This window comes from Nitrosospira sp. Is2 (genome assembly GCF_033095785.1).
In the GTDB taxonomy this organism is placed as follows: domain Bacteria; phylum Pseudomonadota; class Gammaproteobacteria; order Burkholderiales; family Nitrosomonadaceae; genus Nitrosospira.
Genome location: NZ_CP137134.1, coordinates 3,121,730 through 3,148,029 on the forward strand (window position 1 = coordinate 3,121,730; position 26,300 = coordinate 3,148,029).

Consider the following 26,300-nt stretch of genomic DNA (forward strand, 5'->3'; position numbering starts at 1 on the left):
CTCATTTAAGCATTTGCGTTCGATATTCAGCGATTTCATAAAGGGAGTAGCCGTGACAGCTCGGGAACCAAAGCTGTTTGGAAGAAGTGACCGACGCGATGGAGGTTGACCCTCGTGGTGACTAATAAAGGCTCACTCGAGACGTCCGTTTCGATTGGCAAGGACATTGTTTCCACTCTAAGGGACAGTGTGCTCTTCATCCTTTTTCTTCTCTTGCTTTTTTCCCCGGATATGATGAGAGAGCAGTTGAGCAAAGCGGGCTTTACTGAAGGATCTTTTGGCGGACTGATGTGGAGGGCGCAGGCAGAGACTGTAGCAGAACAGACCAAGGACATTGGACAGACCGTCGAGAAGGCAACCGAGAATTATGACGACCTGATCGAGCATCTCCATGAGCTGGAGAAGAACGTAACTGATCCGGGCTTGAAGTTGCAGGTAAAAAATATGGGTGAAATTGCGGAGGCGTCGCGTGCCGAACTTACCAAGGCAGACCAAACCTTGAAAAGTAGCTTGGCAACGCAGCAGCAATTCGTTGCCAAGATTGCTCCTTCAGCGGTTGTTAATTCCGGATGGATGTTTCTCGGCAGGGTAACTGAAAACAAGACGGCCTGGGCGCCCGGGTCACCCCAAACAGTAGATCCTGTCCCCGCGCCAATTGAACAGGGTGCAAAACTCAAGATCCGGACCGACGCGTACTTGCGCGCAGATGGCCCATCCAATTCCCGGGCATCGGCTCCGATAACCGGCGTGGCCAAAGAGAAGCAGGTAGTGCAGGTACTGGATGTCGACTACTCGCATGCTAAAGGCGGAGGATGGTTTGTTTGGGCAAAAGTTTCGTCCGCCTATTGAGTTCCAGGGGAATTTATTGGAGTTCGTGATTTTAGTTCTGGCAGCTAGGCCATAGCAAAAAGATGGTGGCGCACGGCGGCCCGGCAAGCAACGCGCCGGTAAGTAAACCTTTGAATAAGAAAAGTCAAACAATATGCAGATCAGTTTGCGATTAGATGTCGACGGATCGGATTGGGCTTGAGTAAGTTGAATTGATTGAAGCGGATGTAATGCTTGTTCAAAGCAATAGACGAGGCGAATAAGACGCACCAACGGCCGTGCAAACGGAGCAACGATCATGCAAACGAAAACAGTTCCCCCCCCCAGTAACGATAAGACCACCCCTGCCCCGGGTCATCAGCAGGAGTCGGTGACCAAACAGCAGGCCCTGGGTTATAAATCAGGTAAAAGTGCCGCTGAGGCATTGCTGCGGCTGCAGCGAACGCATGGAAACCGCTTTGTGCAGCGAGTTATTCAGGCAAAGCTCGAAGTGAGCCATCCCGGAGATCCGCACGAGCAGGAGGCAGACCAAGTGGCGGATCGGATCATGAGCATGCCTGCGGAGTCGACGCAATCGGTTGCTCAAAGAGAAGCGATTCCAGAGGAGGAAAAGGACAAACAGGAATTGGCGCAACCGGTCGCTGTGAAGAGAGTACCTGTTTCGTCCGATCAGATGCCCCTTCAGGAAGAAGAAAAAGAAGAAGAGAAACCTGACCAAACGATCACCGCGGCAAGGGTCGAAGAGGATGAAGAGCAGAACGGCGTCTTACCTCACGCAGAGGAAGCGGTCTCTGCAGCATCAGATTCCACCGGCCAGCCCTTGCCTTCCAATCTTCAACGCAAATTCGAGCAAGGACTGGGAGTTGATCTCAGCGCCGTCAGGGTGCATACGGGGCCACGCTCCATTGAGGCCAGTAACGCAATTAGCGCTCGTGCGTATACGACCGGCAGCGATATTCATTTCAATCAGGGTCAGTACGATCCAGAAAGTTCGGAAGGACAGCGACTGCTCGCACATGAGGTGACGCATACGATGCAGCAAACAGCTGGTATAACATCACCACAGAGAACACGTAAGTTGCAACGACAGGAAGCGCCAGACACTAACGTCGTGAACATGCCCGAAGAAAGGATCTCTGGTAAGGACCCTAACGTCATCCACATACCCGAAGACAAGCTCTCCGCGAACAAAGCCGACCCAGAGACTCAGCAGGTGATGACGAATATTGCAGCCGCCCGAACGCGCGCTATCGGCTATCTTGAGACAACGAAGACCGAGGTAATGATGGCAGTCGACAGTTTTAAGAGCTACGCTATTGTCGAAATTGACGGAATGGATCTTGATCCATCCTCAACCTTAGACTTGGTGCCGGTTCTTGTCGGAGCGGTCGGCGCTGTCATTGGTGGCGCTTTTCCACCTGCGGCTTTCGTTGGTATTACGGCAGGTCTCGTGGTAGGAGGAGGAAAGGCTATTGTCGCGGGCGGGATCAAAGAGGAAGGCGGCGCGTTAAAGCTGGGACTTAAAGCTTCGGTGCACAGCCTCTCTGAAGAGATCAAAAACGCCATGTCAGCTACAATTGTTCGTCTCAACGGCCGCATTCCCGTTCAGCTCAATGAGCTGGCGGCTACCGATAAAGGTGTGTGGGAGTTACTTAAGATCGGCAGTGATCGCAACATTGATACGGCTGTCAGTATGCTCGGAATTCGCGATCCCCATCAAACCTCACTACATCGTAACGTGCTCAAGGCGATGATGGCAGCTTTTGGCTCGTGGAAGGGTAAGGCGACGTTCCAGTTAGGAATGACCAGATCGCAGAAGACAATATCCGAAAATGTCATCGATAGTGAACTTCATGGCGGGCTACGCAATGCTCAGATGGCAGGAGAGAAAGAATATCTGGAAAAGGCCGAAAAAATGGCAGAGGAACACCAGTTCGGACCATCAAAGTGAAGATTGAAGAGCGCGGCATGATAGTAAGGACAAGCACCTAAGGCCGAAATTTCCCCTTGCGAGAATTTAGGTCTGTGCCAACTATTGGCAGAAAGCGTTTATAGGGCTGCTAAACGAACACAGGCGAAGCAAGTACATCATGCCAGCTTGGGATAACCGAATCTTTGAGTAAGACAACGCATCTACTGAAATTACCCGAAATCACCCGGAAGGCCCCAAAATAACTGAGGAGTTAGCTATAAAAACTAAACTAGCTTCGGCGACCAATAATTACAAGTTTGGTCGCTATCCGGGTTCACCAGCGCGAGCCGTAGCGCGGAACCTGGCACAGCAGTATCGGGGTAAGGGGATCACGGCCGCCTTGTTGCGTTTGCAGCGAGCGCACGGGAACCGCTTTGTGCAGCGGATTATCCAGGCAAAGCTGGAGGTAAGCTATCCGGAAGATCCGCACGAGCAGGAAGCAGACCAGGTGGCAGATCGCATCATGAGGATGCCGACGGAGTCGACGCAACCGGTTGCTCAAAGAGAAGCGGTTCCAGAGGAGGAAAAGGACAAACAGGAATTGGCGCAGCCCGTTTCTGTGAAGAGAATAGCCAGTTCGTCCGCTCAAATATCCTCGGAGAAAGAAGATAGGGAAGACAAAAAAACTGACCAAACGATCGCCGCTTCACGAACGGCAGAAGATGAAATCGCGAATGGCGTTTTATCCCATGCAGAGGAAGCGGTTTCCGCCAACCGCAGCTCAGCCGGCCAGCCCCTACCTTCCCGTTTAAGCAGAAAATTCGAGCAAGGGCTTGGGGTAGATCTGAGTGCCGCGCGGGTGCATACGGGTCCGCAATCCATCGAGGCCAATAAAGCCATAGGCGCGCGCGCTTATACGACTGGAGCCGACATTCATTTCAACGAAGGTCAGTACAACCCGGGGAGCGCGGAGGGCCAGCGCCTGCTTGCGCATGAGGTAACGCACACTGTGCAGCAAACGGGTCTCGCGCGTAAACCGCGAGCACGCCAAGCACCTGCCAAGACGAAGACTAGCGCTCAGTTGAAGGCCGATTTCGTTAAGGCTCAGGTTGCGTTGGGGCGTTTCAGTGACCCTTCTGTATCTCTTCCAGAAGGTCAATCCGGCCCTCCCTCGCCAAGAGGCGCGTTCTGGATGTTGAACGGCCTCGATCCTGCGGAAATGCAGGAGGTGCTTCGCCTGTGTGGCAAAGACGTGCGCCAGAAGCTCCTCACCCACATAGGCGATGCCGAGGGTCGGTTCGACAGGCCAAGACTGGAGTCGGGGCTAAGGTCGGCAGCCTGGGGAGAAAAGAAAGGAGGTACCGCGGGGCTTGAGATACTCGACGCTATTTGCAACGCAGGAGCGGGCTCGTTTGCGGGTGTCTGGGCCCTGCTCGCCGGCAAGTCCCGGGTAGGGGCTACCAGCATGCTTCGGGCACTCCCTCGCGCGATGCTGGCCCAGCTGCAAACTAGGCTTTCCGAGGCCCCCGCTGCAGATGTTGCCAAGTTTACCGATATTATCGCCGATCTGTTGGGGACGGCGACAAACATGCAAGCGAACGACGTAATCGACCTCGAAGGGCTAATTGGCCTCAACCGCGCAATGGCTTCAATCTATAACCTGCGGGGACAGTTGATAGAAGAACAGGCTCATGACCTCGGTGTGCCCACCCATGCCGCGGCCGGGATCATGAAGGTGGAATCCGGTGGAGAAACGTTCAGCGAAGCTACCGGCAGGGCGATTATACGTTTCGAAAACCACGTGTTCTGGAACGAATGGGGACAACATCATGTTGCCGACTTCAATGCGCATTTCGATTTCGATCGAGCGCGCGGCGGCAAACGGTTTACCCAACATCGTTTCCGTGACGTCCCCACGGGGACGTGGGAGCAATGCCACCGCAGCCAGGAGCAGGAGTGGCGCGTAATGGAGTTCGCTGCCGGCCTGAGTGGCAAAGAGCCCGCCTACAGGTCAGCATCATGGGGAGCCGGGCAGATAATGGGCTTCAATGCGCACGTGGGCGGCTATGACTCCGCGGTCGACATGGCCGCGTCCTTTAACCGATCTGAGCGGCCTCAGGTGACGGGAATTTTCGATTTTATTCGTACCAACCATCTTCAACAAGCTCTAGCTCGGGGCGACTACCTTGCTGTCGCTCGAGGGTATAACGGGACTGGACAGGCGGCTACCTATGCCGCCAAAATCACGAGCGCAGCGGAAGCTTACAGGCGCGTAACCACAGGCAAGCTTCATGTCATTTCGTAGAAGCTCTGTATTCGTTTTCCTGAGCAAGATATCAGGATGGGCAGCCGACCAGTCCGCGCGGAACCGGTTCTCCCTCGGTTCGCTTTTGCGGCTTTCATGATCTATGTTGAAGTCATGTTTATTAACGTAAAAAGGGCAGAGTATGTCTGCAATATTTGAGCTGGTTGGCAAGGGGGTGAACGCGATGCCGGACCCTGCGGACAATCCGGATCGCCACGTGATCCCGCATCATGGATCGGGGACGAGAATCGGTTTTGAAGTGTTAAACGTCGGCATTAATAGCGGCAACGCCAGCGTGCGAGTGGAATTGGACGATACCTTTGTGGCGAACTGGGAATCCAAAGAGCTTGGCCCCGGCGAGCGAGAAATCGCCTACCTAAGCGTGGGCCGCCTTGATGAGGGTCAACACACAGTACTTATCCATTTAAATGCCGGGTCGGGAAAGTCGGACACAAACACCGAGACATTCAACGTGAGGTAAAACACATGCCACAACATGTCTGCAATGGGGCTGCATTGAAGTGCAGCTTTGGTCTTGCGCCGGGACAACTGACTGTGCTGCCCGTCAACAGGATGATGACAAGCGGCCAGCCTGCTGCGACTATCATGGACTATCAACCCCTCGTGAATGTCTCGCCATTCGGCGCTTGCTTCAGCATAGCGAATCCGATGGTAGCCGCCGCGACCACTGCAGCGTTGGGCATACTCACGCCTCAGCCATGCATCCCCGTGACGGTTAGTCCATGGGTGGCTGGCGCGCCAACGGTTCTGCTGGGAAAGCAGCCCTCTCTCGATAATACCTGTACCCTCAATTGCATGTGGGGTGGGGTAATAAACGTAGCCATGCCGGGACAATTTACTGAACTCATCCTTTAAGCAAGCGACTTGAAAGTCTGTTCGGTGCCGCACCGATGAATACCTCGAAAATCTAGAAGCTGGCTCAACAACCCTGCTTGTGCTCGAGACTAATAATCTCGAGTTCGAAGAAAAAGGAAAAAAATTCCCCAAGAGCGAGACATGAGTCAAGACGAATTTGATACTTGCAATGAATCCGGTGAACGGAAATCGTACCTCGGTACCTTAAGAAAAATACCCGCAGTTGCCACTGGGAAGAACAGTTTTACCCTGTTGGGCAACTCTTCAGCCTTCAATCAGATGCTTCTTCTGTTAGAAAAACTTTGCAAAGTAAACGCACCTGTCCTTTTGGAAGGAGAAACGGGAACCGGAAAAGAGATGGTGGCCCGTGCCATACATTATCGTGGTGATCGCAGCGGTCATGCTTTCGTGCCCATCAACTGCGGTTCATTTTCGGACAGCCTGATCGAGAGTGAACTCTTCGGACACGTGAAAGGTGCTTTTACGGATGCGAGAACGGACCAACCGGGGCTTGTAGAAACCGCGGCTGGGGGTACGCTTTTTCTCGACGAGGTAGATGCCCTTACGCCAAGAGCACAAGTGGCATTACTACGCTTCCTCCAGGACGGGAGTTACCGCCCAATTGGAGCTCGAGTTGAACGAAAAGTAAATGTGCGGATTATTGCTGCGACAAATAGCCGCCTGGATGAACTTGTAGCATCGCGTGCCTTTCGTCCTGATCTATTATATCGATTGCGAATCCTTGGATTGAAATTGCCACCACTGCGTGAACGAGACAATGACGCGATGTTGTTGGCCAACCACTTCTTCGGCCGATGCAAAGCTCAATTCCCCTGCAGTGCAACCAAAATCGATCAGGATAGTTGTAACTGGTTTAATCGATATGCGTGGCCTGGCAATATTCGGGAACTCGAAGGTCTCATTTTCAGAGAAGCAGTGATCTGTGACGATCCAATCTTGCGGCTGACCTGTCCGTCCACCAGTCTCTCTCCCGAGCCGACTGCTCCCGCCGATAACGCTGCGGCCGAGTTGTGTGATCGAACATACACGTCCGCAAAATTGGCCGTGGTGGAACAATTTGAAAAGCAGTATCTCGGCGCGCTAATGGAGCGCACCCGTGGGAATGTCAGTCAGGCCGCTCGGCTTGCAGGTAAAGAACGCCGCGCACTCGGCAAACTTCTTAAGAAACACGGCATTACCGGACGCCACCTGTGATTTCCAACCCGCCCTGGGGTATTTTTACCCCATTTGTACGTTGCGCAGACGATGGCGCTGGCGTCGCTCCCAATCGTCGGCCGCGATAAGCGCAGGTAAAGCGGCTTCAAATTCTCGTCTTCCAGTCCAGCCTCGCTCATTCATCCTTTTTATGGCTCACCTCCGGGCCATTTCCCGTTCGCGTCGGAACTTTTTACGAGCTCAGGGATTAGTAAAACACGAGAGTTGGAAAGTCATTGATTTTGTGGATAATTTACGTCTCTAAAATATGGCACGATTTGTGCTATGATATTTATCAGCTTACGGCTTGGCATCTCCAAACACCGCATTACTGCATTTGTAACTTAACTGCCCCTTCGATTCAGGACATTCATAGCCTTGATTCCAGACGCCCTACCGCCTGATTTACGCAAGGAGATCATGGAATACCTTCATGCGCACCCTTCGGCCGCTGACACGTTGGAGGGGATAGTTCAGTGGTGGCTTCCTCACCGGCTTTATGAAATGGAAAAGGAGGATGTCGGCAAGGCTCTGGACGATCTGGTGGAGCAGGGAGTTGTTGAATATATCAGTACAGGCGGTAAGAAAATTTTCAGATTGGCCACGCCTAAACCTCCTAGCACAGACGAATAAGACGTGTTCATGGATTGGCTTCGGCGAATAATTCCCCTTAATACCTGTCGCTACTGCTAAAAAAGTTTCAACGGGACTCAACTCCGCTTTCGTGATTTAAAGCGACTGTCGGCCTACGACATCCAAATCGCCGCTGGTCCACATTCCCTCATTCTGTTCCTAATCTTCGGGACACTATAGCGATGCTTGGCATCCGCCCCGACGATTTCTAGAACTTTCTTGTCTAGTCCTTCGATAAAAGAACGTTTCAAGTAATACAACGGTATCTTCACGGAGCATACGTGGGTCAAATTTTACCTCAACGTTAGTCACCCTCAAGAAAATTCCTTCTGGTTTCAATGGCCTATTCATTGGCCCGCTTCCTGCTTTCCTAAGCTTGCAAAGTTGTTGAGCTTGTATATAAACGGGTAAGCCGAGGGTTAATAAAAAATCATCGATCAGCAGCCGGAAACCAATTCGAGGGAGCTTTGGTATGAATAAAACGCTTGGCCACTGGATAGTGGCATTAGCAGGGGTTGTTGTATTCAATCCACTGCAGGCACAATCTTTCCCGCAGCAGTCAAACACACTTCTTTGGGCAAATCTGGACCAGAGTGGCACGCCTACGGGAGCGTTTGTCTCAGTGCCTCAACTCGCATTTCAACCCTCAGGTAGCGCTAATGGAGAGCGGTATATGATGTTTGTTGAACTTGGAAATGATGGGCAACTCAACGCGGGGGACAATTTTCAGATTAGAGCAACTTCTGTACCATACCTAAATCCAGGTGCCGGAACCACGGGAGAGCAGAAGTCTCCATGGCCGGGCACTACAAACGGTGTGCTCCAGGAAGCTTATCGGTTGGAGTCCACCCTTGACGGAACCGTTACTAGCGTTAACGGGCACCCGTTTATAAATTCCAACGGCGAGTTGGACCCCAACCCAAACGATTCTTTTAGTGCCTCAATAAGAAGCGGTCACATCGAGCTTTTAAATGCGCATACCGGAGGTTCTATTACCGACCTTGCTGTACAGCAGGGAACGGCAGTAAACATACACTTTTCTCCCAGCGGCTCCCTAGCGGACCCTACAGAAATTGTTACCGTGAACGGTCTACTGGGTCCGGGATGCGACCAACGATGCGACACGTATATTCGCATGCCCGACGGGAGTAGCATACGTGGCCACAGCAATGCTATGACTGTGTCGGGTGGAGCCTCTGTTTTGAGTACGGAACTCGACACCTCTGCGCCGACCGCCCATCGACTGGGCCTTATGGTTTCCCATCCATTGGGCGCAACCGCAACGTTTGTAGTAGCGGGCCCAGTGGTCCCGCCGCCCCCACAGATTCCTTGGCTCGTCTTTCTCAACGCGGATAATATTATGGAGGGCAACAATGGCAATCCGATGCGCACATTGCTCTCTCCAGGGCAATCGAGCGTGGGCGCTGTTGGCAGCGGCGGGCGGAATGATCATCAGGGCATTAACGGCAATCTCGGCAATGGGCAAATGCGTTTTGCACATAATTTCGGATTTGCACAATTTAATGTTTCAGCCGGTGGTCTATGGGGGGGGAACAACGACGCGTTTAGAGGCGATACGACGATACGCGGCGCTTTCGTGATTCCCGAAGTCATCACCAAGATTCCGGGGACGACAGTTCACATAACGGCCACCGGTCTTTATTCTCCGGGTGAGGTTAATCCTGATGTCTCAACATTGGGAGGTAGGGTTCGCGCAGACTGGCTTGATGCGGTAAAGATATCAAAGACGGGATTCACGCCCTACGCGAGCTACACCTATATCCACACGAGTATAAAAGGCTTTATGGACAAAACTACCCCATTTTATTGGGACCAGCATTCGGATGAGGTCAATACTGCCAGGTACGGACTGGATGCGGTAATTGGGGTGACGAAAAGAATAAACTTGCTCGGGCGGATAGAGGGCGCTCATCGATTTGAGGCACATAGTAATAATATCACCGGACGAGACATGAATGGGGCGGGCTTCAGCTTCGCGGGCCTCGCCTATAAACAGGACTGGGTTCGCGGTGCAGTGGGCATAGAGGGAAAACTGGGGAAAAATTTCGTTGGTGTTCTGCTCAACGCCACATCCCAAGGCCCAGTGACCAGCTACTGGGCTACCGCGAGTTACAGGGCCGCATTCTGAGACTTTACCCAGTAGGAGGGAGCCCTAGCCGTGCGCGCAGCCTCTAAGCTCAACTTTTGCTGCGATGGAGCGATGATATCAGCTCGGTTTTTTTCGGTTATCGCAATTCTTTCCTTAATCGCGGGATGTGAGACGTTGGAGGAAAAGCGGGTGGAGCGTGGTGATCCGCTCGTAGAGATTGTAGAGGAGAAAAGTCCTGACGAGGTAGTCCAAAAACAGCCCGAACAACGGTCCGGAAAACATGGTGAACCGGCGTTCGCCTTGGTAAAGGTATTTTTTGCCACGGATAGGAAGCTCTCGAACAGCAAGAACGCTAGCGAGGTGTTTAGTATCCAACGAAACCCGGGGGGGCTCACCCTAGGGACTTGCGAGGTTAGCATTCCGCGAGACCATCGGATGGGTGCGCTCGAAGCGCCTTCGTTGTTAAAATTGGAATTTCATCAAGACCCCGCAAAACACGTCATGTTGCAGAGCGTTACGGTGCAACCAAAAAAAGAGTTTTACTCAAATGTGGCTGCTCGTATTAAAGCGTCCCGCGGAAAGAAAGCTTTTGTCTTTGTCCACGGTTACAACGTTAGGTTCGAGGATGCAGCGAGAAGAACCGCCCAGATAGCGTACGATCTGGGTTTCGATGGAGCACCCATCTTTTATAGTTGGCCATCTCTAGGATTACCCACACCGCTTGGCTATACAAAAGATGGGCAGACCATGGAGTGGTCTCAGAAAAATTTGCGAAATTTTCTTCAAGAATTTTTTGCGAATTCGGATGCTCAAGACGTGTATCTGATCGCGCACAGCATGGGTAACAGGGCGCTTACACAGGCTATTACGGCTATGCTAACCGAAAAGCCTTATCTCAAAGAGCGTCTCAGGGAGATCATTCTTACCGCACCCGATATTGATGCAGAAGTATTCCGGAGAGACATTGCCCCTGCATTCGCTGTTTGGGGACGTCCTGTTACGCTGTACGCGTCCTCTAACGACCTGGCGCTGATGATGTCAAAAAAAGTCAATGGCTATCCACGAGCAGGGGACTCGGGAAGGGGATTGGTAATAGCTCCAGGAATTGAAACGATTGATGCAACGAATACGGATACGAGCTTTATAGGTCATTCATACTACGCGGAACGGAGGTCCATTCTGGCAGATATGTTCTACGTGATTATGGAGGGCCGCAGAGCTGATGATCGATTTGGTCTCGAAAAAATCAAGACAAGAAGGGGGCCCTATTGGATTTTTAGAAAATGATAAAAAAATCGTTGTCTTCCGCTTCACTAACCCGGAGTAAAAGTAGATAGCCATGGATTTTCGCGAATTACCCAGGACCAAAGCTTAATAAAGTGCTCTATATTTTTTCATTACATTGGCTTTGCATGGCACGCGCAAGCCGCCAAATGCACATAAGTAATAAACAATACCGACGTGAACGCCAATAAATTGAGCGAGTAGGGCAGTTGACTTCATTTCGTCAGTTGTGACGTTTGTAAAGAAAAGAATTTAAGCGCCCCTCAACTTCCGCATTATTGGAATCGCCCGATCATGCCTACAACGTCCCCGAGACCTGTCCATTAACCCAACGTTAGAGGCGGCGGGCTGAAAGGTGCTGGAACTTGTCGCGTATCGCATATACCACCATCGGTGGGGTCACAATATTGTGGACATCAGGGGATCATTTCCATGGAAGGAGTACTTCATGCCATCGACTTACTTAAGGACTGGATGAACTATCTCTTGACGATGCAAAGTGCCGGCATTGCGCTCGTGGGAAAGCAGCTTTCCGATCGGCTAGACCCACGAAGCAAACGCTTCGCAGGAACCTCAATAGGGTTTTTCCTCGTTTCCATCATTGCCGGCGCGAATTTGATGGGCTCCTTGCCATACTTGGCTCAGGATGCGGCACAGATTAAAGACATATATATGGAGAGAGGGAATTTAAATATTCCGATCGATTTGAACGCGACAATTGTGGCTGTGTGCTTTATCCTCGGTCTAATATTTTTCGCTCTACTTGCGTGGTCGCTTGGTGAATCCCCTAGCAATGTGGATGATCCAGATCACTAGCCTCGCAATCCGTACCTGATGTTCACACTGGAATGGTAAACACCAGCGTGATAGTTCTTTAAGAAGATGTCAGACCTCAAAATAAGCCCGTGGAGGTTCAGGTATGTCTTCCCCCATCTTCTACCAGCACGCTCATAACGCCAGCCTCGCTTTCACTCCTACCAACGACGCCGGCAGTCTTTAAGCTTTTACCTACCACTCCATTCCCGGTTTGGCGATATCCGGCTACTCCCTGATACTTTAAGTTGAAACCAACAACTCCTGCTCCAGACATGTGATTTCGCGAAGATTGTCAGGATTTACCCCTCGACCCACAGTTCCCCCGTAGGCCCCCATACCGCCTTCATCTTCATCAGCTAGACCCATGAGTCCCACGTCAGCGGTGGGTAGATCTTAGCTAGTTTCCAATATGGCCTACTCCTATTCCATTCGAGACATCACCTATCGCTTCGACGATCTCAAGGACTTGCTTGCCAAGCATGGCAGTTGGGGCTTTTGAAATGTCATGACCGCCTTACGCTGCAGGGGCATCCGTGGATTGCCGCACGGTACGAAGAAACGATTGATCAGACCGGTGCCACGTCATCGCCCTGCTGGATCTCAGCCGGTGGGCAGTCCCACTTGGCCAAGCACCGACAATTATCGGACTCGTGCCGGGCGCCGTTTGGTGAACTCAGCTTTTTTCGTTTCACTCATTTTCGTTTTGCTCTCAGACATGGTGAACTGGCACCGCTCTAACAGATCCCGCCCGTTATTGCCCGGATCGGGCAGGATGACGCCTCGCGTTTACGCGCTACCATTGGAATGCTGCAGAAGGAAGGAGCGGGTCTGAGCTACATGAGCCGCTTCCTCAACTGACGTTTCCAGTCCATGCAGCGGAGCGCGTCGTCTGGCTCTAATACAACTGACTGCGTTCGCGTATGTCTACCATGCCGCCTTCTGCATCCTCAATAATTACAACGAATCCAACTTCATTTCTTGGGGGACGGCGGTCGGAAGTTGGCTAGGCCCGCCATGAAGATTGGTTCATTCATTTTTCGGGATAAGTACCAAGGCTGCTTTCTACCTTCCTCGAAGGTCCATTCGAACCATCGGCCATTAGGCACAAGTACCCATCCCATAAGCAGCCTCGATTCCAAAGGTCACGGAGGTTCTTCGAAATCGCTTTTATCCGTCCCTAGAGGTGCGCCTAGCTTTGCCATAGCTCAGCAGAAATTAAATCGGATCAGAGCAAACAAATCAAATCTGACCCTCGCTGGGTTATTCCTGACCCACTCGTGCACGAGATATACGACTCAGAGTGACACTCCATCGCCCTTCGTTGCGTCATTCCATCTAGTGGCAGGGTTATTGCTAATGCAGAACAGGGAGTAAATAAAGAAAAAATGAAGTTGTTAGAAAAAGCAGCAGTCAAAATGTCGAGAACACTTTCATTTTGCGTGTTGAGAGAGCAATCACCGAAATGAGCTTACGCTAATGTCCAAACCCCTTCTGCCGGCCTCGCCTGAGAAAACAAAGCAACTGGCTAAGCCCCACCGGTCTAGATCAGAAGCGACTGCATCATTCCAAGGGAGTGCCAGTCCCATTCTTAAGCTGCAGCGCACTCTGGGCAATCAACGTGTTGCTCAGTTAATCCGTGCCAAGCGACTAACACCTGAGGGCAAGATTACGGTTCTTCAGCCCAAACTTACTGTTGGTGCTGCCGACGACCAATATGAGCAGGAAGCCGATCGTGTTGCACGACACGTAGTGCGTATGCCCGATTCGCTAGCTACTCAATCTATCCAAACGCCTCAGCCACAGATAGATGCAGAAGCAAGCAAGGCACTTATCTTGCAGAGCAAACCTCTTCCTCTGGCAGCTTCCATCACACCTGCTGTTCAGCGAAGAACTGAGGCAACGGAGTTAAAAGCAGAAGAAGAAAAAAATAGTGAAGATGAAAACGAAGAACTGCTCCAGGCACGGTTCTTAAATAATTCGGCAGCCGTTTCCCTTCAAAAATTAACAGCAGAGGAGGAAAAGCCGAAGGCTGGCTTAGTCAAATCCCAGGAAGCTTTAGGTAAAAACTTCGATGCCGGGGAGGAAGTAGAAGCGGGCCTCAGCCAAAGCAAGGGCCAAGGGAGTCCACTGCCGGACAATATTCGTTCCTACATGGAACCCCGGTTCGGAGTCGACTTCAACCATGTACGTATTCATACCGGCAGCAATGCTATACAGATGAACCGCGAAGTTGGAGCTCAAGCGTTCACTCATGGATCTGACATTTACTATGGTGCTGGTAGCAATCCCGCAAATATGGAATTGACTGCGCATGAGCTTACTCATGTGGTTCAGCAGACCGGAGGTACGTCGTTACAACCCAAATATGCCGATGAGGTCAGTGTAGATGATCAAACCGTCGTTGCCACCAAATCGCTAATTCAGCGGGCGCCGGTTGCTGTGCCGGAGGAGGATGAAGACAAAGAAAAAGTTGCTCCTCAGCTCGAAACTGGGGCTAACGTACAAGAAGAAAAGGAAGAAAACCATGTTCAAGCGAAATTAACGCCGGATAACATAGCGTTTAGTAGCGGCCACTACGCACCTGAGTCAGAAGACGGGCGAAAGCTTATGGCACATGAGTTAACGCATGTGGTGCAACAGACAGGCGGGGATCGACTTTTGCGAAAACGGTATGCACCAGTCGCATTTTCATTAAGAGCATCAATGGAAAATGACGCCTTTACCCCCACGCTGCGATCAAGCGTTGTTCAAAGAGATACGTCCAAATCCGACGGAACGGGGGACCCGGCATCGCCCCCAAGGGCCATTCTGCCTACTCACGAAGGCGTCCTCATCCCGGCCGATCCAGCGGCACAAAGAGCGACTTTGGAGCGACAGGTCACACTGAAGGGCTGGGACGCAGCTCGAGGCTGGGCCGTCAGGTTTATCAACATGGACCTGAAGCAGGAGTTGACCTTCCAGCTAAGCGGGATCTCGCCGGAGACCCTTAAATCGCTTCGGGACAACCTGAACACTCGGCTCGACGCACTTGCGAAGGACCGGGAGAAATTCCTCATCGACTTCGAGGAACAGTCCACCAAGATCGCCCGGGATGTCTTGGCCGCAAGCAAGCAGGAGATCAAGGAACAGGCGAAATTCCTGGGCATCAAGGAGGATACCTTTCTAGGTTCCAAGACCGGTGATTGGACGATGGATACCTCGCGGGCCGAGGGACTTCAGGCTGCGGGAAGGGAGCTTATCGCCAAACGCAAAGTCGCTGAGGCCGCGGCGAATGCGTTCTTTAAGACTAAGGCCGAAGCCGATGCAATATTCAACCGGAACAATGCCCCGTCTCTTGCCGCCACCCTGCCGGAACTATTTCTCACCCCGGAATTGAACCAACGGTTGCAGTCCACGCAAGCTGAAGGGCTTCGAACGGCACGGGAGTACGACGCGCTAGCGGCCGAGAAGCAGAAAACCTATCCGGTGTTGGCTACCGTCACCCCCGGCTCCGATGCCCTGCAACAACTCTCCGACCTAGTAAACCGGAAACCCAAGGAACTCGCCAACCGGCTCGCCTTTATCATCCAAGAGAAACTCGACAACGTCGCCACCGTCGAGAAGGAGATTGGAGGCCGATTCTCAGTCTGGAAAGTCCCGCATTTGCGGGATCTCACCAAGAAGGCTATGAAAGGCACATCTTGGCAGAGCCGAATTGTGGAGGAGAAGGAGAAACAGGTCACCGCGAAGGCGCAAGAAACGCAGATGTTTATCTCGGTCGTAGCGATAGGCCTTGGTCTCATCGCAGCCATTCCGACCGCAGGGGCGAGCCTCGGTGTCGCGGCCGCCATTACTGCCGCAGCGATTGGAAGCATGGCCCTCTCAGTCTATGGGGCTTATGAGCATTACCAAGACCATACCCTCGAGTCGGCTGCTCAAGGAACGACGTTCGATCGCGCGAAAGCGATCTCCCAGGGTGACCCCCCGGAATGGTTTTGGTTAGCCTTGGACATCGCTACTGCTATTGTCGACATCCATTCGGCGTCTGCGGCCTTTAAGTCCCTCAAAGGGTTGATAGCTGAGGCTAGGGCCGCCGAGACCCTCGAGAAGACTAGCGAGCTCTTGGCGGCGAGCCGTAAGGCGGGGCTACCTGCAGAGTTGGAAAGTAAGCTGATTGCTGCCGCGATGGGTGATGCAGCGGACGAGCGTAAGGTGACCATGACTATTGAGCGGATCATGGCCGTCTTCAAACAGGCTCAAAAATCAGCAGTAGACGCCGAACTCGCTGACGCATTCCTGAGAGCTGCGAACAAGGTAATCGCCGAGGGACGAGTGACTGTTATTGGGAGTTCTCTAGTTGAGCAGGAGCGGCTGTTGACCGAACTGGTCCGCCGACACCCACCACAAGTGGGTACGGTCGAGGCGGCGGTGAAGAACCTGATGGAGAAGCTGGAGAGAGCCAACGGGCTTTACGTTCCCGGCCTGGATGTCATCATCGTAAAGGGTAATCGGTCGGGCGCCTCCGTGGCCGCCACGCTTGCGCATGAACTGGCTCACCGCGAACAGCAACTGCGCTTGGGTCTGCAGCTCTTGAGCACTAAACACCAAGAGTTCCAGGCCTTCTACGCGGCCCAACAGTTCCTGCGTAATCTCAACATCCCATCGACCAAAGTGGGAAAGGCCTATTCATGGCTGCTCACGGCCGACAATGCGGCTATCGTGCAGCATATCGACGATTTCTATAGGGGGAGGCAATTCGGAGCCGCCTCGTTTAAAACTCTCGAGGAGTCCGCGGAATGGATCCTCAACGCGCTGAAGAGCCGCAAGTGAACACGGGTATCGCCGAACTCGCCCGGCGCATTGTGATCGAATTCTGCCTGCCAGCTGGCTCGACGAATGTCGAGATTAGGGCGGGGCACGACGCTGCGATCGTGCTGACCGAAGTCGATGAATTCCGTGTGGAACGTGTTGCCAGTGTGCGTGACGAGGGAGTGGATATGTTTATCGTAACCAGCGCGATTACGGACGTCGCGTCTGAGGTTCTGCTGATTGCCGTCGCGCCAAATGAGGAGCTGTTTTCCCTGACGACGGATGAGGGGCTGCGGAGTCTCTGGCGGAATGTGGGGGAACGACTTGGGAGCGCGACGATGGCCCGATTGGTGGCCGAATGGGCTGAGACGATCTACGGACCGCGCCGTATCCTAGAGGTAGATGGTGCGGAACCCGCCTGGGAGTGCGACCAGCAGGGCCGCTCCCACTTCGTCCTGCACACTCGCTGCCCGCGCCCCGACGGGGGCGACGACATTGACCGTTGGGAAGTCGTACTCGGGCCAGACTTGTTGCAGTGGCACCATCGCCCTGTCATCCCGTAAGCTTCCAGCGCCCTGAAAGTAAATGCGGTGAATGGTCCACCGTAAAGGGATGCCGGCAGGCGAACCATTTTGCCAACCCCGGCTGAGCGCTCAACCACGCTGCTACCGGTAAACCGAAATCCCATCTCACACCGGGCTCACGAAAGCTGAGCTTCTCTTTTTACTACGAAAAACGGTCGTTTTTCGGAGATAACGACCGAACTAAAAACTCTTCTTTTTCCCTACCTTTTTTTATCCTAAAACTATCTCTTGAAACTAACTCTCCTATAAGTTATAGTTCAGGTGAGTTTCGAGAGAGTAACGATTGCTTGGTAGAGGGAGTGAAATGAAAATTGGTTATGCGCGGGTAAGCACTCAGGAGCAGGATTTAGCATTGCAGCTCGACGCCTTGGCTAAAGAGGGGTGTGAGAAGATTTTCCAAGAAAAGGCATCAGGTGCGCAGCGGGATCGGCCAGAACTGAAAGCCGCCCTTACCTACATGCGCAAGGGGGATACATTAGTGGTTTGGAAAATTGACCGGCTTGCCCGCTCACTGAAACAGCTGATCGAGACGATCGAATCGTTCCAGGACCGGGGGATAGGGCTTAAATCCCTCCAGGACCCCATCGATACCAGCTCCCCCAGCGGCAAGCTCGTCTTTCATATTTTTGCTGCGCTGGCCGAATTCGAGCGTGGCGTCATCCGTGAGCGAACTACTGCCGGCTTAAAAGCCGCTCGGGAACGAGGTCGTGTGGGTGGGAGGCCGCCCGCCCTTTCCGCCAAGGACCTACAGGCCGCCAGAGCGATGCTGAAGGATTGCGATATCACTGTTGCTGCTGTTGCCCAGCGGCTGAACGTGGCCGCATCTACGTTATACCGCCACATCCCTAGTGCAAGAAGTGCAAGCCTTGAGCCGGACGAAGACTTGTTGGTGACAGAATCCTGAGATGTTCTCGCAAAAACAGCCTTACCACGAGCATGCCATTGGCACTGAACTGGGCAGACAGGAAACTTGACGAGCTACTCAGATGCTAGCTGTACTGCCTCATCAATGTGGACCGACCAATAACATCACTGCTTTTGGCGCCATCATAATCATCACGAGAAGCTCATGAAAAAATATTTGGGTATTTTTGTAATGCTTGCCGCGTCGTTCACTGCACTTCCTACTTGGGCAATGGAAATTGTGGGGCCTGATGTTTTAGTAGACAACACCGCACAGGAAGTGCTTGCCATCGTAAGGCAGGACAAGGATATCGGCGCTGGCAGTAAAACCAAACTTCTCGAGGTGGTGGAAGCCAAGATACTGCCTCATTTCGATTTCACGCGGATGACCCGGCTCGCTATGGGCAAGAACTGGTCTAAAGCTGCGCCTGAGCAGCAGCAACAATTGGTTAAAGAGTTTCGAACCCTCCTGGTGCGCACCTACTGCAACGCGTTTACTACCTATCGTGACCATACTATTACGGTTGAACCGCTAAAAAACAAGACGGATGATAGTGATGCCACAGTAAGGACCCAAGTACTGCGAGGTCAGGGCCAGCAGCCTGTACCAATTGACTACAGCATGGCAAAAACCGCCGATGGCTGGAAGGCTTATGATGTCACGGTAGCGGGTGTCAGTTTGGTGACCACTTACCGTAGTACTTTCAATAGCCAGGTTCGCGAGGGTGGAGTGGAGAAATTACTCCAAACACTTACGGAAAAAAATCGTGCATTGATTGCTGGCGATATAAGGACTGACACGACAAAGTAATTCACGCCACTAACGTGTAAAAAGCAACCACCAACTTCAAGCGATTTCTACCTATCTAAACGCGGCCCTTGAGTTTTGGTAGCCGCTACCTGCCTTCCATCTAGAACGGTCTATTCCTGGCGTCAGCTCACCACTGGCAAATCGCTCCATTCTCCCGTGTAGTTCGGGCTTTTGAAGCTGCGCCGCATGGACCACGTACTGTCGACTCCCTCCGAGGCAAGATGAATGGTACTGCGCCGGTACTTGACGTTGATCTTGTCCATGGCATCCATCAGCCTGCCGGATTTGTTGCTGCAGAATGAGTATGTGAAGAGGTCTATCTGCTGCCCTTCTTGGGGCACCAGTTCCGATAGCATCACGCCCGCCTTCTGGTAATACACTTCGGGCTGATACATCTTCTTCAACAGCCAGAGCGCAGCATTAGTGATTTGCAGACTGCATTCCGTTGGCGCAGGCAGGGCAACGGTCTCGGTCCTGCCATAAAACTCGGCCTGATCGAAGGGGCTGTTCTGGATGAATACTGAAACCGCGTGGGCAAACAGGCCCTGCTTGCGCAGCCGCTGTGCGGCATTGGCGGCATGATAGCTGATCGCTTCCCGAAGCTCCTGCAGGCTCTCCACCCTTTGCCCGAATGAGCGCGAACTCATGACCTGCTTGGCGACGGGTACTACGTCATCCAGCTTCAGCCAGGGCTTGCCATTGAGTTCCTGGACGGTGCGCTGCATTGTGATACCGAATTTGTCCCGAATTCTTCTCAGATTGGCTCGCTTGAGCCTCAGCACGTTTTCTACGCCCAATGCGTTTAGGGTGTTTTCTAGCCTGCGGCCTATTCCCCAGACGGAAGAGACGGGTAGCTTCTCCAGAACAGCATCCAGCTCGTCATCGCGCATGCGGGTGAAGTCACATACGCCGTTTAATTCAGGCTGCTTCTTGGCGTAGTGATTGGCTAGCTTGGCTAGTGTTTTGCTGTGGCCGATTCCCACGCATATCGGCAGTCCTGTCCAGCTCGTTACCGTCTCTTTTATCTCATGCCCATATGCGACGAGATCACGCTTGATGCCCGTCAGATCGAGGAAACACTCATCAATGGAATAGACTTCCAGCCTGGGGCTGAACTGACGCAACGTTGCCATGAAGCGGTTGCTCATGTTGGCGTACAGCTCATAATTGGAGGAGAAGGCAACCGCCCCTATTTCTCTGGCCCGCTCTTCCACTTCAAACCATGGTCCTGCCATGCGTATGTCCAATGCCTTGGCCTCCCTGCTTTGGGCAATGACACAGCCGTCATTATTGGAGAGAACGACTACGGGTGAATTCCTGAGGTCAGGCCGGAATACTTTCTCACAGGATGCATAGAAGGAATTGGCATCCGCCAGTGCAAAGACAGGCCTATTTGGCTTCGTTGATGACATAGGTCACCACACCGAAGATGACCAGTTCCTGTCCTTCTTTAAGGGTAATGGGTTCGTTGACGGGGTTCTCGGACAGGAGCTTGATAACGCCGCTGCGCTTATAAAGGCGCTTGACCATCCATTCCCCATCCACATCGGCGATGACGATGTTGGAAGACTTGGGCCGCAGCGACCGGTCGACGATCAATGTTGCGCCATCGAAGATGCCGGCTCCGACCATGGAATCGCCCTTGACGGTAAAGAAGAACGTAGCCGACGGATTGGCGATGAAGCGGTCGTTCAAATCCAGCGTCTTCTGCTCGTAGTCCTGCGCAGGGGAGGGAAAGCGGGATTGACCTGCGAGTATCTTGCCACTGTAGATGGGACGGGGCATGGGACGTGGATTGGAAATGGCCTGGGGAAACTGAGCGCCGGTACTACTGTTGTCCTGCCTGGATGCCTTGCGAAAGGGCGCGAGATAGACCAGCACATCGGACTTAAGACTGGTTGGCACCCGGATGACCGATGTTTTCTCGCCATAAGGACTCATCGACTTCTTCGGACCCGAGCCTTCCCTTCTGCCCCCGCGTGAACTCATGCTCCTGCCTCTATTGAACTCTGTAACAGTATTAATTCTAACACTTACTCAGCTGGGAATTGTTGCTTTCGCACCCGTAGCCTGCGAAATCATCCATTGCCGTGAGAGGCCGGATGGGGGAGGTTATTGCGCGGCTACGGCGGATGAGGATGGGGCAAAATTCGGGGGGGATGCGTTACAAAGCTTCATTATTTCCGGCGCCGCCTATGCCGCCACTGAGCAGCAGTTGACGCCGCTTCAGCTTCTTTTGGCCCGCCATGCTTGTGTAAGATATAGTAATTATATGATTGTAGACATACGAAACGTAAAGCGAGTTATTTCCTCGCTCGATGCCACGGTCAACTCGCCCTCGTGCGCGCGTGCGATTTCCGATGCAATGTAGAGTCCGAGCCCCAAACCATTTTGGCTGGAGCGAACATCTTCTCGGGTAAAAGGCTGAAACAGTCTTTCGAGTGTTTGGGGTGAAATCGGTTTTCCGCTATTACTCACTGAGAGTTCAAATACGTCCTCCTCAAGAAACGCGTTGACAACGACAGGCCCGTCCGGCGAACCGTGCGTTAGAGCATTTGCCAGCAGATTCGATAGAATTTGTGAAAGACGAGGGGCGTCACAATCGATGGGTCTTGCCAAGCGAAAATCCGTTTCAATTGCCCTTTCAGGCCATGCTGTACGTAGCTCCTCGACAACATGACAGAGAACTGGCTCCAAAAGCACGGGCTGGCGATTCAGCATCATACCGCCACCTAAACGTCCACGCGCGAAGTCCATAATATTTTCAATAAGCTCAGCCATCCGTGACCCACTGTCTTTCATTAAACTGACCAGGCTGGCGTCCCGTTCACTCAGTGAAGAACGCGCAAGCAGCATAGCAGCTCCGCCAGTTATCGCTCCCAGTGGATTGCGCAGATCATGTCCCAAAACAGCGATGAACTGTTCGCGCAAAACTGAAGTTGCCTGCTCATCTGCCAGCTTAGTCTCGGCAACTCGGCGGGCATAGCGTAAATTTTCTTCATAGAGGCGGCGGTCCGTTGCCTTATAAACGGTCAGGCGGATAAACAGCGGCGTGCCGTTCTGATCCCGGCGTTCATACGCGTTTACCAGGACTGGAAGACGCTCCCCACCTTGACAGGCCAGCTCAAGCGCTACTTCATCAAAGAAACCCTGCATCCGCAACAATGGCAACAAATGCGTCTCGCAATAAATCTTTCCACCGATTGTAAGCAGTTCAGAAAAGCGAACGCCTTTAAGGTCCTCAGTTGAATACCCCAGCCAGTTGGCTATGCGCGAATTGCCCCGCAGAATCTCGACATGAGCGTTCGTTGTTATAAATCCGCAGAGAGAATTCTCGAAGAAATCTTCGAAATCCTCATGGAGAGGAGGCTGGGGAGAGGGATCGACTGGAGTCGCCACTTACAAAAAGGCCTTGATTGCAGCAATGGTTTCCTCCGGCGCGCTGAGGTTCGGGCAATGTCCCGTGGCCGCCATCAGAACAAGCTTGCTGTTTGGCATTTTACGGTGGACGTATTCACCGACATCCTGCGGCGCAATGACGTCGTCTGAGCATTGTAGGATTAACGCTGGAATACGGGCGTCAGCGAGAATGTCACGGCAATCTGTAAGAAAAGTCGTGCGTGCAAAATGCTTGGCGATTTCCGGATCGGTACGACAAAAGCTGTTGGCCAATTCTTCACCCAGCTCTTTGCGGTCGGGGTTGCCCATTATAACCGGGGCCATGCTCATCGACCAGCCCAGGTGATTGCTGTCGAGCGATTCCAGAAGTTCTTCGATCTGAGCTTTGGTGAACCCGCCGATATAATCACCGTCATTAATATAAGACGGTGAAGGACCCACCAGGACAAGATTCTTGAACAGCTTCGGCTCTTTGGCCGCCACAATAATGCCCATCATGGCGCTGACGGAATGTCCCACGAACACGGCATCCTCCAATCGGAGTTCGCGGGCTATCTCGATAATATCCTCGGCATATCCTTCAAGAGAGTTGTACTTTTCATGAGAATAGGCCGCCAAGTCGGAACCGCCCGCCCCGACGTGATCGAATAAAACAGTTTGATAGCTCTCTTCAAAAGCTGGCGCCACAAAACGCCACATGTTCTGATCACAACCAAAGCCATGGGCGAACATCATAGCCGTTGAACCTTTGCCTCGTACAACGACATTATTCCGTTTTAATGCACTCATGGTAAACCTTGTATCAAATCCAAACTCCAGCCGTTTCTCTTCCTCACTCAATCTCTAGTAAATGAAAACAGAGCAATGGGTATGAATTTTCAAAGATACCTTTCCAAGCCGATTGAGACAAATATTTTTGGCCTATGGTTAATCTTGGTTCTTTTGGAGAGACTCCAGGGCACATTAGGTGTTTCATCGTGCTATGTCATTGAACCATGAATATACTTGTTGTCGAAGACAATACCCTTAATTACGTGCTGCACGAGCACCATGATCCATCATCTGCACGTACATCATCTGCACGTACGACTTGTCCCGTTTGATGCCGTCGTGTAGTGCACGCCACGCGTACTCACCCCATGCGCATCATCGACAGCATTCTCCAGGAGAGTCTTTTCTTTGTCCCACCTTCCAGATGGTTAAGAACCTAAGGCACGATACGCTGATAAGTAATCGCAAGCAGGCAACCCCAGGAGCAACGACTCGATGGATATAGCTGAGAACGATAGTGACGAAGTACGCCGCTTGCGGCGAACAATGCAAGATTTAGTAGCTTTCTCGACCCTGCCTGCGGCGTGGGGCCTAGGACCGGACGGTATTGCCAAGAGCCTCGCCAAGGTTCTCTTAAGTACTCTTGATCTCGACTTAGTCTACATTCGGCTTCCCCAGCCGGACGGCTCTGGTTTTACAGAGACTGTTCGTAGCAAGCATCGACCTGATGCCGACCACTGCATTACCGAAGCAAAAGCGCCGCTCGCGTCGTTCTTGACGAGTGTTGCTTTGGCACCGGTTACTGCAGTGCGTGATCCGTTTGGACCCGGCACTCTGCGAACGACTGTCACTCCGTTCGATTTGGTCGAAGAGCATGGCGTTTTAGTTTCTGGTTCCCAGCGCGTAAACTTCCCAACTGAGCAAGAACGGCTGCTGCTGGGGCTCGCTGCTAACCAGGCAACCATGGTGTTGCAGCGCCAGCGGGCCGAGCAGGCCCTCCAGCAAAGCGAAGAACGGTTCCGTGACTTTGCCAACGCCGCCCCCGCCAAGCTCTGGGTGACCGAGCCAGACGGCTCGTGCTCTTTCCTCTCACAAGGATGGTACGAGTTCACTGGCCAGGGCGAGGATGAAGGCCTGGGTTTGGGGTGGCTCAATGCCGTACATCCGGACGATCGGGAGGCAGCAGGCAAACATTTCCTGTCCGCAAACGAGCGGAATGAAGCATTCTCCATTGAATATCGTTTGCGGCGGGCCGATGGCGTGTACCGGTGGATCATCGACCGAGGCCGCCCTCGCTTCTCCCCGAGTGGCCAATTCCTCGGATATGCCGGAAACCTACTCGACATCACCGAACGCAAGCAATCTGAGGAGCAGATGGCCACTCTCCTCGCGGCGGAGAAGCAGCGCGCCACGCTTCTGGCACAGGTGGCTAATGCAAGCAAGTCGATAAACGTAATGTTGTCAATGGAAAGTATTGCCCGGACTTTGACCGAAGAGGCTCGCTCGATGCTTGGAGCTCACCAAGCAGTCACCTCCCTGACTGTTTCAGAAAACTGGGCTCAGGGTATTACCGCTGTGTCACTATCAGACAAGTACGCCGATTACCGGGCCTATTCCGAGAAGCCGGTTGGATCCGGCATTTACATCGAAGTGTGTCGCACCAATTGTCCAATGAGGATGACCCAAAAAGAGCTGGAAGCCCATCCAGCATGGAAAGGGTTTGGAAAACATGCCAAAGATCATCCACCTATGAGGGGCTGGCTCGCTGTGCCGCTAATCGGTCACGGAGGGAAGAACCTCGGGTTAGTCCAGCTCACGGACAAGGCTCAAGGCGAATTCACCGAAGAGGACGAAGCGATTCTCGTACAGCTTGCTGCGATCGCCTCTGTTGGGATCGAAAACGCCTATCTTTATGAGCAGGTGCGGGAGCAGGATCAACGGAAGGACGAATTTCTCGCCACGCTGGCTCATGAACTGAGAAATCCTCTTGCTCCTATTCGCACCGGACTTGCTGTACTCAAGCTGGCATCCTCAATTGATGCAACAGTAAAGACACGGGAGATCATGGAGCGACAGGTCGAACATATGGTCCGTCTCATCGACGACCTGCTTGACGTTTCTCGCATTACCAGCGGAAAGATTCAGCTCAAGAAAGAGCGGGTAGATGTGCGCACAGTATTGAATACAGCTCTTGAACTAAGCCGGCCTCTTATTGAGGAAAGCCGGCACGAGCTGTTGGTTTCGACTCCTGAAGAAACGCTCCTGCTTGATGTCGATCCAGTGCGTATGGCCCAGGTGGTAAGTAATCTCCTGAATAACGCCGCAAAATATACTCCTGAAGGAGGGCGAGTCGAATTATCTGCCGAGAGAGACGGCAACGAAGTGATTATTCGGGTGCGAGATAATGGGGTCGGGCTTGCGCCAGAGACACTGCCAAAAGTATTTAAATTATTCAGCCAAGTCGGGAAAACGCTGGATCGCTCACGAGGAGGATTGGGGATCGGGTTGGCCCTCGTCAAGCGACTTGTCGAAATGCATAACGGACATGTCACGGCCGAAAGTCAAGGCTCAGGGAAAGGTAGCGCGTTCGTTGTCCGTCTTCCCCTCGCGACCACGCAAAAAATCGGAGGGCGGCTGGTCGCGGGAGAGCACTGCGCCCGTAGCCTATCTATTCCCCGTCGCATTTTGGTAGTGGACGACAATGTGGATGGTGCTCAGACACTCGCCATGTTGCTTATGTTGTCCGGGCACACGGTAGAGACGGCTCACACCGGGCCGGACGCCCTGAAGACCGCCCACGCCTTTCAACCTAGCGTAATGATCCTCGACATTGGCCTTCCGGGCATGAGCGGGTACGAAGTTGCGGAGCAACTCCGTTCCGATTCCATCATGAATGGCTTGATCCTTATAGCCTTGACGGGATGGGGATCCGAAGACGACCGCCGGCGAGCGCAAAATATTGGATTCAACCATCACCTTACCAAACCGGTCAAAATAGAAAAGTTGCATTCATTACTCATAGAGATTGATGCAAACAACAAATAGCAAGTATTAACGATTGATAT

At 52.7% G+C, this 26,300-nt stretch carries 20 protein-coding genes; 15 read left to right on the forward strand and 5 right to left on the reverse strand.

Features of this window, described 5'->3' with window-relative positions; translation table 11 throughout:
* The first annotated feature begins 114 nt into the window (after positions 1 to 114).
* From R5L00_RS13735 to R5L00_RS13780, 10 genes are all read left to right on the forward strand, one after another.
* On the forward strand, positions 115 to 849 hold the full coding sequence (locus tag R5L00_RS13735) for a hypothetical protein (protein WP_317652369.1): 735 nt from the start codon (positions 115 to 117) through the stop codon (positions 847 to 849).
* Positions 850 to 1,126: 277 nt separating this feature from the next.
* Positions 1,127 to 2,779, forward strand: coding sequence for a DUF4157 domain-containing protein (locus R5L00_RS13740; RefSeq protein WP_317652370.1), 1,653 nt, complete (start codon positions 1,127 to 1,129; stop codon positions 2,777 to 2,779).
* A gap of 397 nt (positions 2,780 to 3,176) precedes the next feature.
* A complete protein-coding gene (locus R5L00_RS13745) occupies positions 3,177 to 5,045 on the forward strand; it encodes an N-acetylmuramidase domain-containing protein (RefSeq protein WP_317652371.1) in 1,869 nt (622 codons plus the stop codon).
* 142 nt (positions 5,046 to 5,187) lie between these two features.
* Entirely contained in the window at positions 5,188 to 5,526 is a 339-nt protein-coding gene (locus R5L00_RS13750; RefSeq protein ID WP_317652372.1) for a hypothetical protein, read from the forward strand.
* Between the two features lie 5 nt (positions 5,527 to 5,531).
* A complete protein-coding gene (locus R5L00_RS13755; protein WP_317652373.1) occupies positions 5,532 to 5,921 on the forward strand; it encodes a DUF4280 domain-containing protein in 390 nt (129 codons plus the stop codon).
* Positions 5,922 to 6,062: 141 nt separating this feature from the next.
* Complete coding sequence (locus R5L00_RS13760) at positions 6,063 to 7,136, forward strand: sigma-54 dependent transcriptional regulator (protein WP_317652374.1); 1,074 nt, start codon at positions 6,063 to 6,065, stop codon at positions 7,134 to 7,136.
* A gap of 420 nt (positions 7,137 to 7,556) precedes the next feature.
* Complete coding sequence (locus tag R5L00_RS13765) at positions 7,557 to 7,769, forward strand: hypothetical protein (RefSeq protein WP_317652375.1); 213 nt, start codon at positions 7,557 to 7,559, stop codon at positions 7,767 to 7,769.
* 472 nt (positions 7,770 to 8,241) lie between these two features.
* Positions 8,242 to 9,918 (forward strand): autotransporter domain-containing protein, encoded by a 1,677-nt coding sequence (locus R5L00_RS13770; RefSeq protein ID WP_317652376.1) that lies wholly within the window; start codon positions 8,242 to 8,244, stop codon positions 9,916 to 9,918.
* Positions 9,919 to 10,314: 396 nt separating this feature from the next.
* Entirely contained in the window at positions 10,315 to 11,166 is an 852-nt protein-coding gene (locus tag R5L00_RS13775) for an alpha/beta hydrolase (protein ID WP_317652377.1), read from the forward strand.
* A 429-nt stretch (positions 11,167 to 11,595) separates the two neighbouring features.
* A complete protein-coding gene (locus R5L00_RS13780; RefSeq protein ID WP_317652378.1) occupies positions 11,596 to 11,979 on the forward strand; it encodes a hypothetical protein in 384 nt (127 codons plus the stop codon).
* 971 nt (positions 11,980 to 12,950) lie between these two features.
* On the opposite strand, the gene R5L00_RS15965 is transcribed toward R5L00_RS13780, so the two are convergent.
* Positions 12,951 to 13,100, reverse strand: a complete 150-nt coding sequence (locus R5L00_RS15965; RefSeq protein ID WP_411555567.1) for an SOS response-associated peptidase family protein — start codon at positions 13,098 to 13,100, stop codon at positions 12,951 to 12,953.
* 355 nt (positions 13,101 to 13,455) lie between these two features.
* Here R5L00_RS15965 and R5L00_RS13785 point away from each other — a divergent pair, with 355 nt between their 5' ends.
* The 4 genes from R5L00_RS13785 (at position 13,456) to R5L00_RS13800 (ending at position 19,065) form a co-directional block, all read left to right on the forward strand.
* On the forward strand, positions 13,456 to 16,788 hold the full coding sequence (locus R5L00_RS13785; RefSeq protein WP_317652379.1) for a DUF4157 domain-containing protein: 3,333 nt from the start codon (positions 13,456 to 13,458) through the stop codon (positions 16,786 to 16,788).
* Positions 16,755 to 17,330 (forward strand): hypothetical protein, encoded by a 576-nt coding sequence (locus R5L00_RS13790; RefSeq protein WP_317652380.1) that lies wholly within the window; start codon positions 16,755 to 16,757, stop codon positions 17,328 to 17,330. Before R5L00_RS13785 ends, R5L00_RS13790 begins: the two co-directional genes overlap by 34 nt.
* A 325-nt stretch (positions 17,331 to 17,655) precedes the next feature.
* Positions 17,656 to 18,255: a recombinase family protein gene (locus R5L00_RS13795; protein ID WP_317652381.1), complete on the forward strand. Its 600-nt coding sequence runs from the start codon at positions 17,656 to 17,658 to the stop codon at positions 18,253 to 18,255.
* A 165-nt stretch (positions 18,256 to 18,420) separates the two neighbouring features.
* Positions 18,421 to 19,065, forward strand: coding sequence for an ABC transporter substrate-binding protein (locus R5L00_RS13800; RefSeq protein ID WP_317652382.1), 645 nt, complete (start codon positions 18,421 to 18,423; stop codon positions 19,063 to 19,065).
* Between the two features lie 122 nt (positions 19,066 to 19,187).
* Here R5L00_RS13800 and R5L00_RS13805 read toward each other — a convergent pair whose 3' ends face one another.
* From R5L00_RS13805 to R5L00_RS13820, 4 genes are all read right to left on the reverse strand, one after another.
* The gene (locus R5L00_RS13805) at positions 19,188 to 20,477 is read right to left on the reverse strand and encodes a Y-family DNA polymerase (RefSeq protein WP_317652383.1); all 1,290 of its coding nucleotides are present in this window, start codon (positions 20,475 to 20,477) and stop codon (positions 19,188 to 19,190) included.
* Complete coding sequence (locus tag R5L00_RS13810; protein ID WP_317652384.1) at positions 20,455 to 21,006, reverse strand: translesion error-prone DNA polymerase V autoproteolytic subunit; 552 nt, start codon at positions 21,004 to 21,006, stop codon at positions 20,455 to 20,457. Before R5L00_RS13810 ends, R5L00_RS13805 begins: the two co-directional genes overlap by 23 nt.
* Before the next feature lie 327 nt (positions 21,007 to 21,333).
* Complete coding sequence (locus R5L00_RS13815) at positions 21,334 to 22,464, reverse strand: PAS domain-containing sensor histidine kinase (RefSeq protein WP_317652385.1); 1,131 nt, start codon at positions 22,462 to 22,464, stop codon at positions 21,334 to 21,336.
* The gene (locus R5L00_RS13820; protein WP_317652386.1) at positions 22,465 to 23,253 is read right to left on the reverse strand and encodes an alpha/beta hydrolase; all 789 of its coding nucleotides are present in this window, start codon (positions 23,251 to 23,253) and stop codon (positions 22,465 to 22,467) included.
* Positions 23,254 to 23,730: 477 nt separating this feature from the next.
* On the opposite strand from R5L00_RS13820, the gene R5L00_RS13825 reads away from it, so the two are divergent.
* Positions 23,731 to 26,280, forward strand: a complete 2,550-nt coding sequence (locus R5L00_RS13825; RefSeq protein ID WP_317652387.1) for an ATP-binding protein — start codon at positions 23,731 to 23,733, stop codon at positions 26,278 to 26,280.
* Positions 26,281 to 26,300: the final 20 nt, after the last annotated feature.

Coding starts and splice junctions, on each gene's coding strand:
- R5L00_RS13810 (WP_317652384.1), bottom strand. CDS start 21,006: ATGAGTCCTTATGGCGAGAAAACATCGGTCATCCGGGTGCCAACCAGT.
- R5L00_RS13750 (WP_317652372.1), top strand. CDS start 5,188: ATGTCTGCAATATTTGAGCTGGTTGGCAAGGGGGTGAACGCGATGCCG.
- R5L00_RS13755 (WP_317652373.1), top strand. CDS start 5,532: ATGCCACAACATGTCTGCAATGGGGCTGCATTGAAGTGCAGCTTTGGT.
- R5L00_RS13775 (WP_317652377.1), top strand. CDS start 10,315: ATGGGTGCGCTCGAAGCGCCTTCGTTGTTAAAATTGGAATTTCATCAA.
- R5L00_RS13740 (WP_317652370.1), top strand. CDS start 1,127: ATGCAAACGAAAACAGTTCCCCCCCCCAGTAACGATAAGACCACCCCT.
- R5L00_RS15965 (WP_411555567.1), bottom strand. CDS start 13,100: ATGGGATGGGTACTTGTGCCTAATGGCCGATGGTTCGAATGGACCTTC.
- R5L00_RS13760 (WP_317652374.1), top strand. CDS start 6,063: ATGAGTCAAGACGAATTTGATACTTGCAATGAATCCGGTGAACGGAAA.
- R5L00_RS13825 (WP_317652387.1), top strand. CDS start 23,731: ATGGATATAGCTGAGAACGATAGTGACGAAGTACGCCGCTTGCGGCGA.
- R5L00_RS13770 (WP_317652376.1), top strand. CDS start 8,242: ATGAATAAAACGCTTGGCCACTGGATAGTGGCATTAGCAGGGGTTGTT.
- R5L00_RS13765 (WP_317652375.1), top strand. CDS start 7,557: ATGGAATACCTTCATGCGCACCCTTCGGCCGCTGACACGTTGGAGGGG.
- R5L00_RS13800 (WP_317652382.1), top strand. CDS start 18,421: ATGAAAAAATATTTGGGTATTTTTGTAATGCTTGCCGCGTCGTTCACT.
- R5L00_RS13780 (WP_317652378.1), top strand. CDS start 11,596: ATGGAAGGAGTACTTCATGCCATCGACTTACTTAAGGACTGGATGAAC.
- R5L00_RS13795 (WP_317652381.1), top strand. CDS start 17,656: ATGAAAATTGGTTATGCGCGGGTAAGCACTCAGGAGCAGGATTTAGCA.
- R5L00_RS13785 (WP_317652379.1), top strand. CDS start 13,456: ATGTCCAAACCCCTTCTGCCGGCCTCGCCTGAGAAAACAAAGCAACTG.
- R5L00_RS13820 (WP_317652386.1), bottom strand. CDS start 23,253: ATGAGTGCATTAAAACGGAATAATGTCGTTGTACGAGGCAAAGGTTCA.
- R5L00_RS13790 (WP_317652380.1), top strand. CDS start 16,755: ATGGATCCTCAACGCGCTGAAGAGCCGCAAGTGAACACGGGTATCGCC.
- R5L00_RS13805 (WP_317652383.1), bottom strand. CDS start 20,477: ATGTCATCAACGAAGCCAAATAGGCCTGTCTTTGCACTGGCGGATGCC.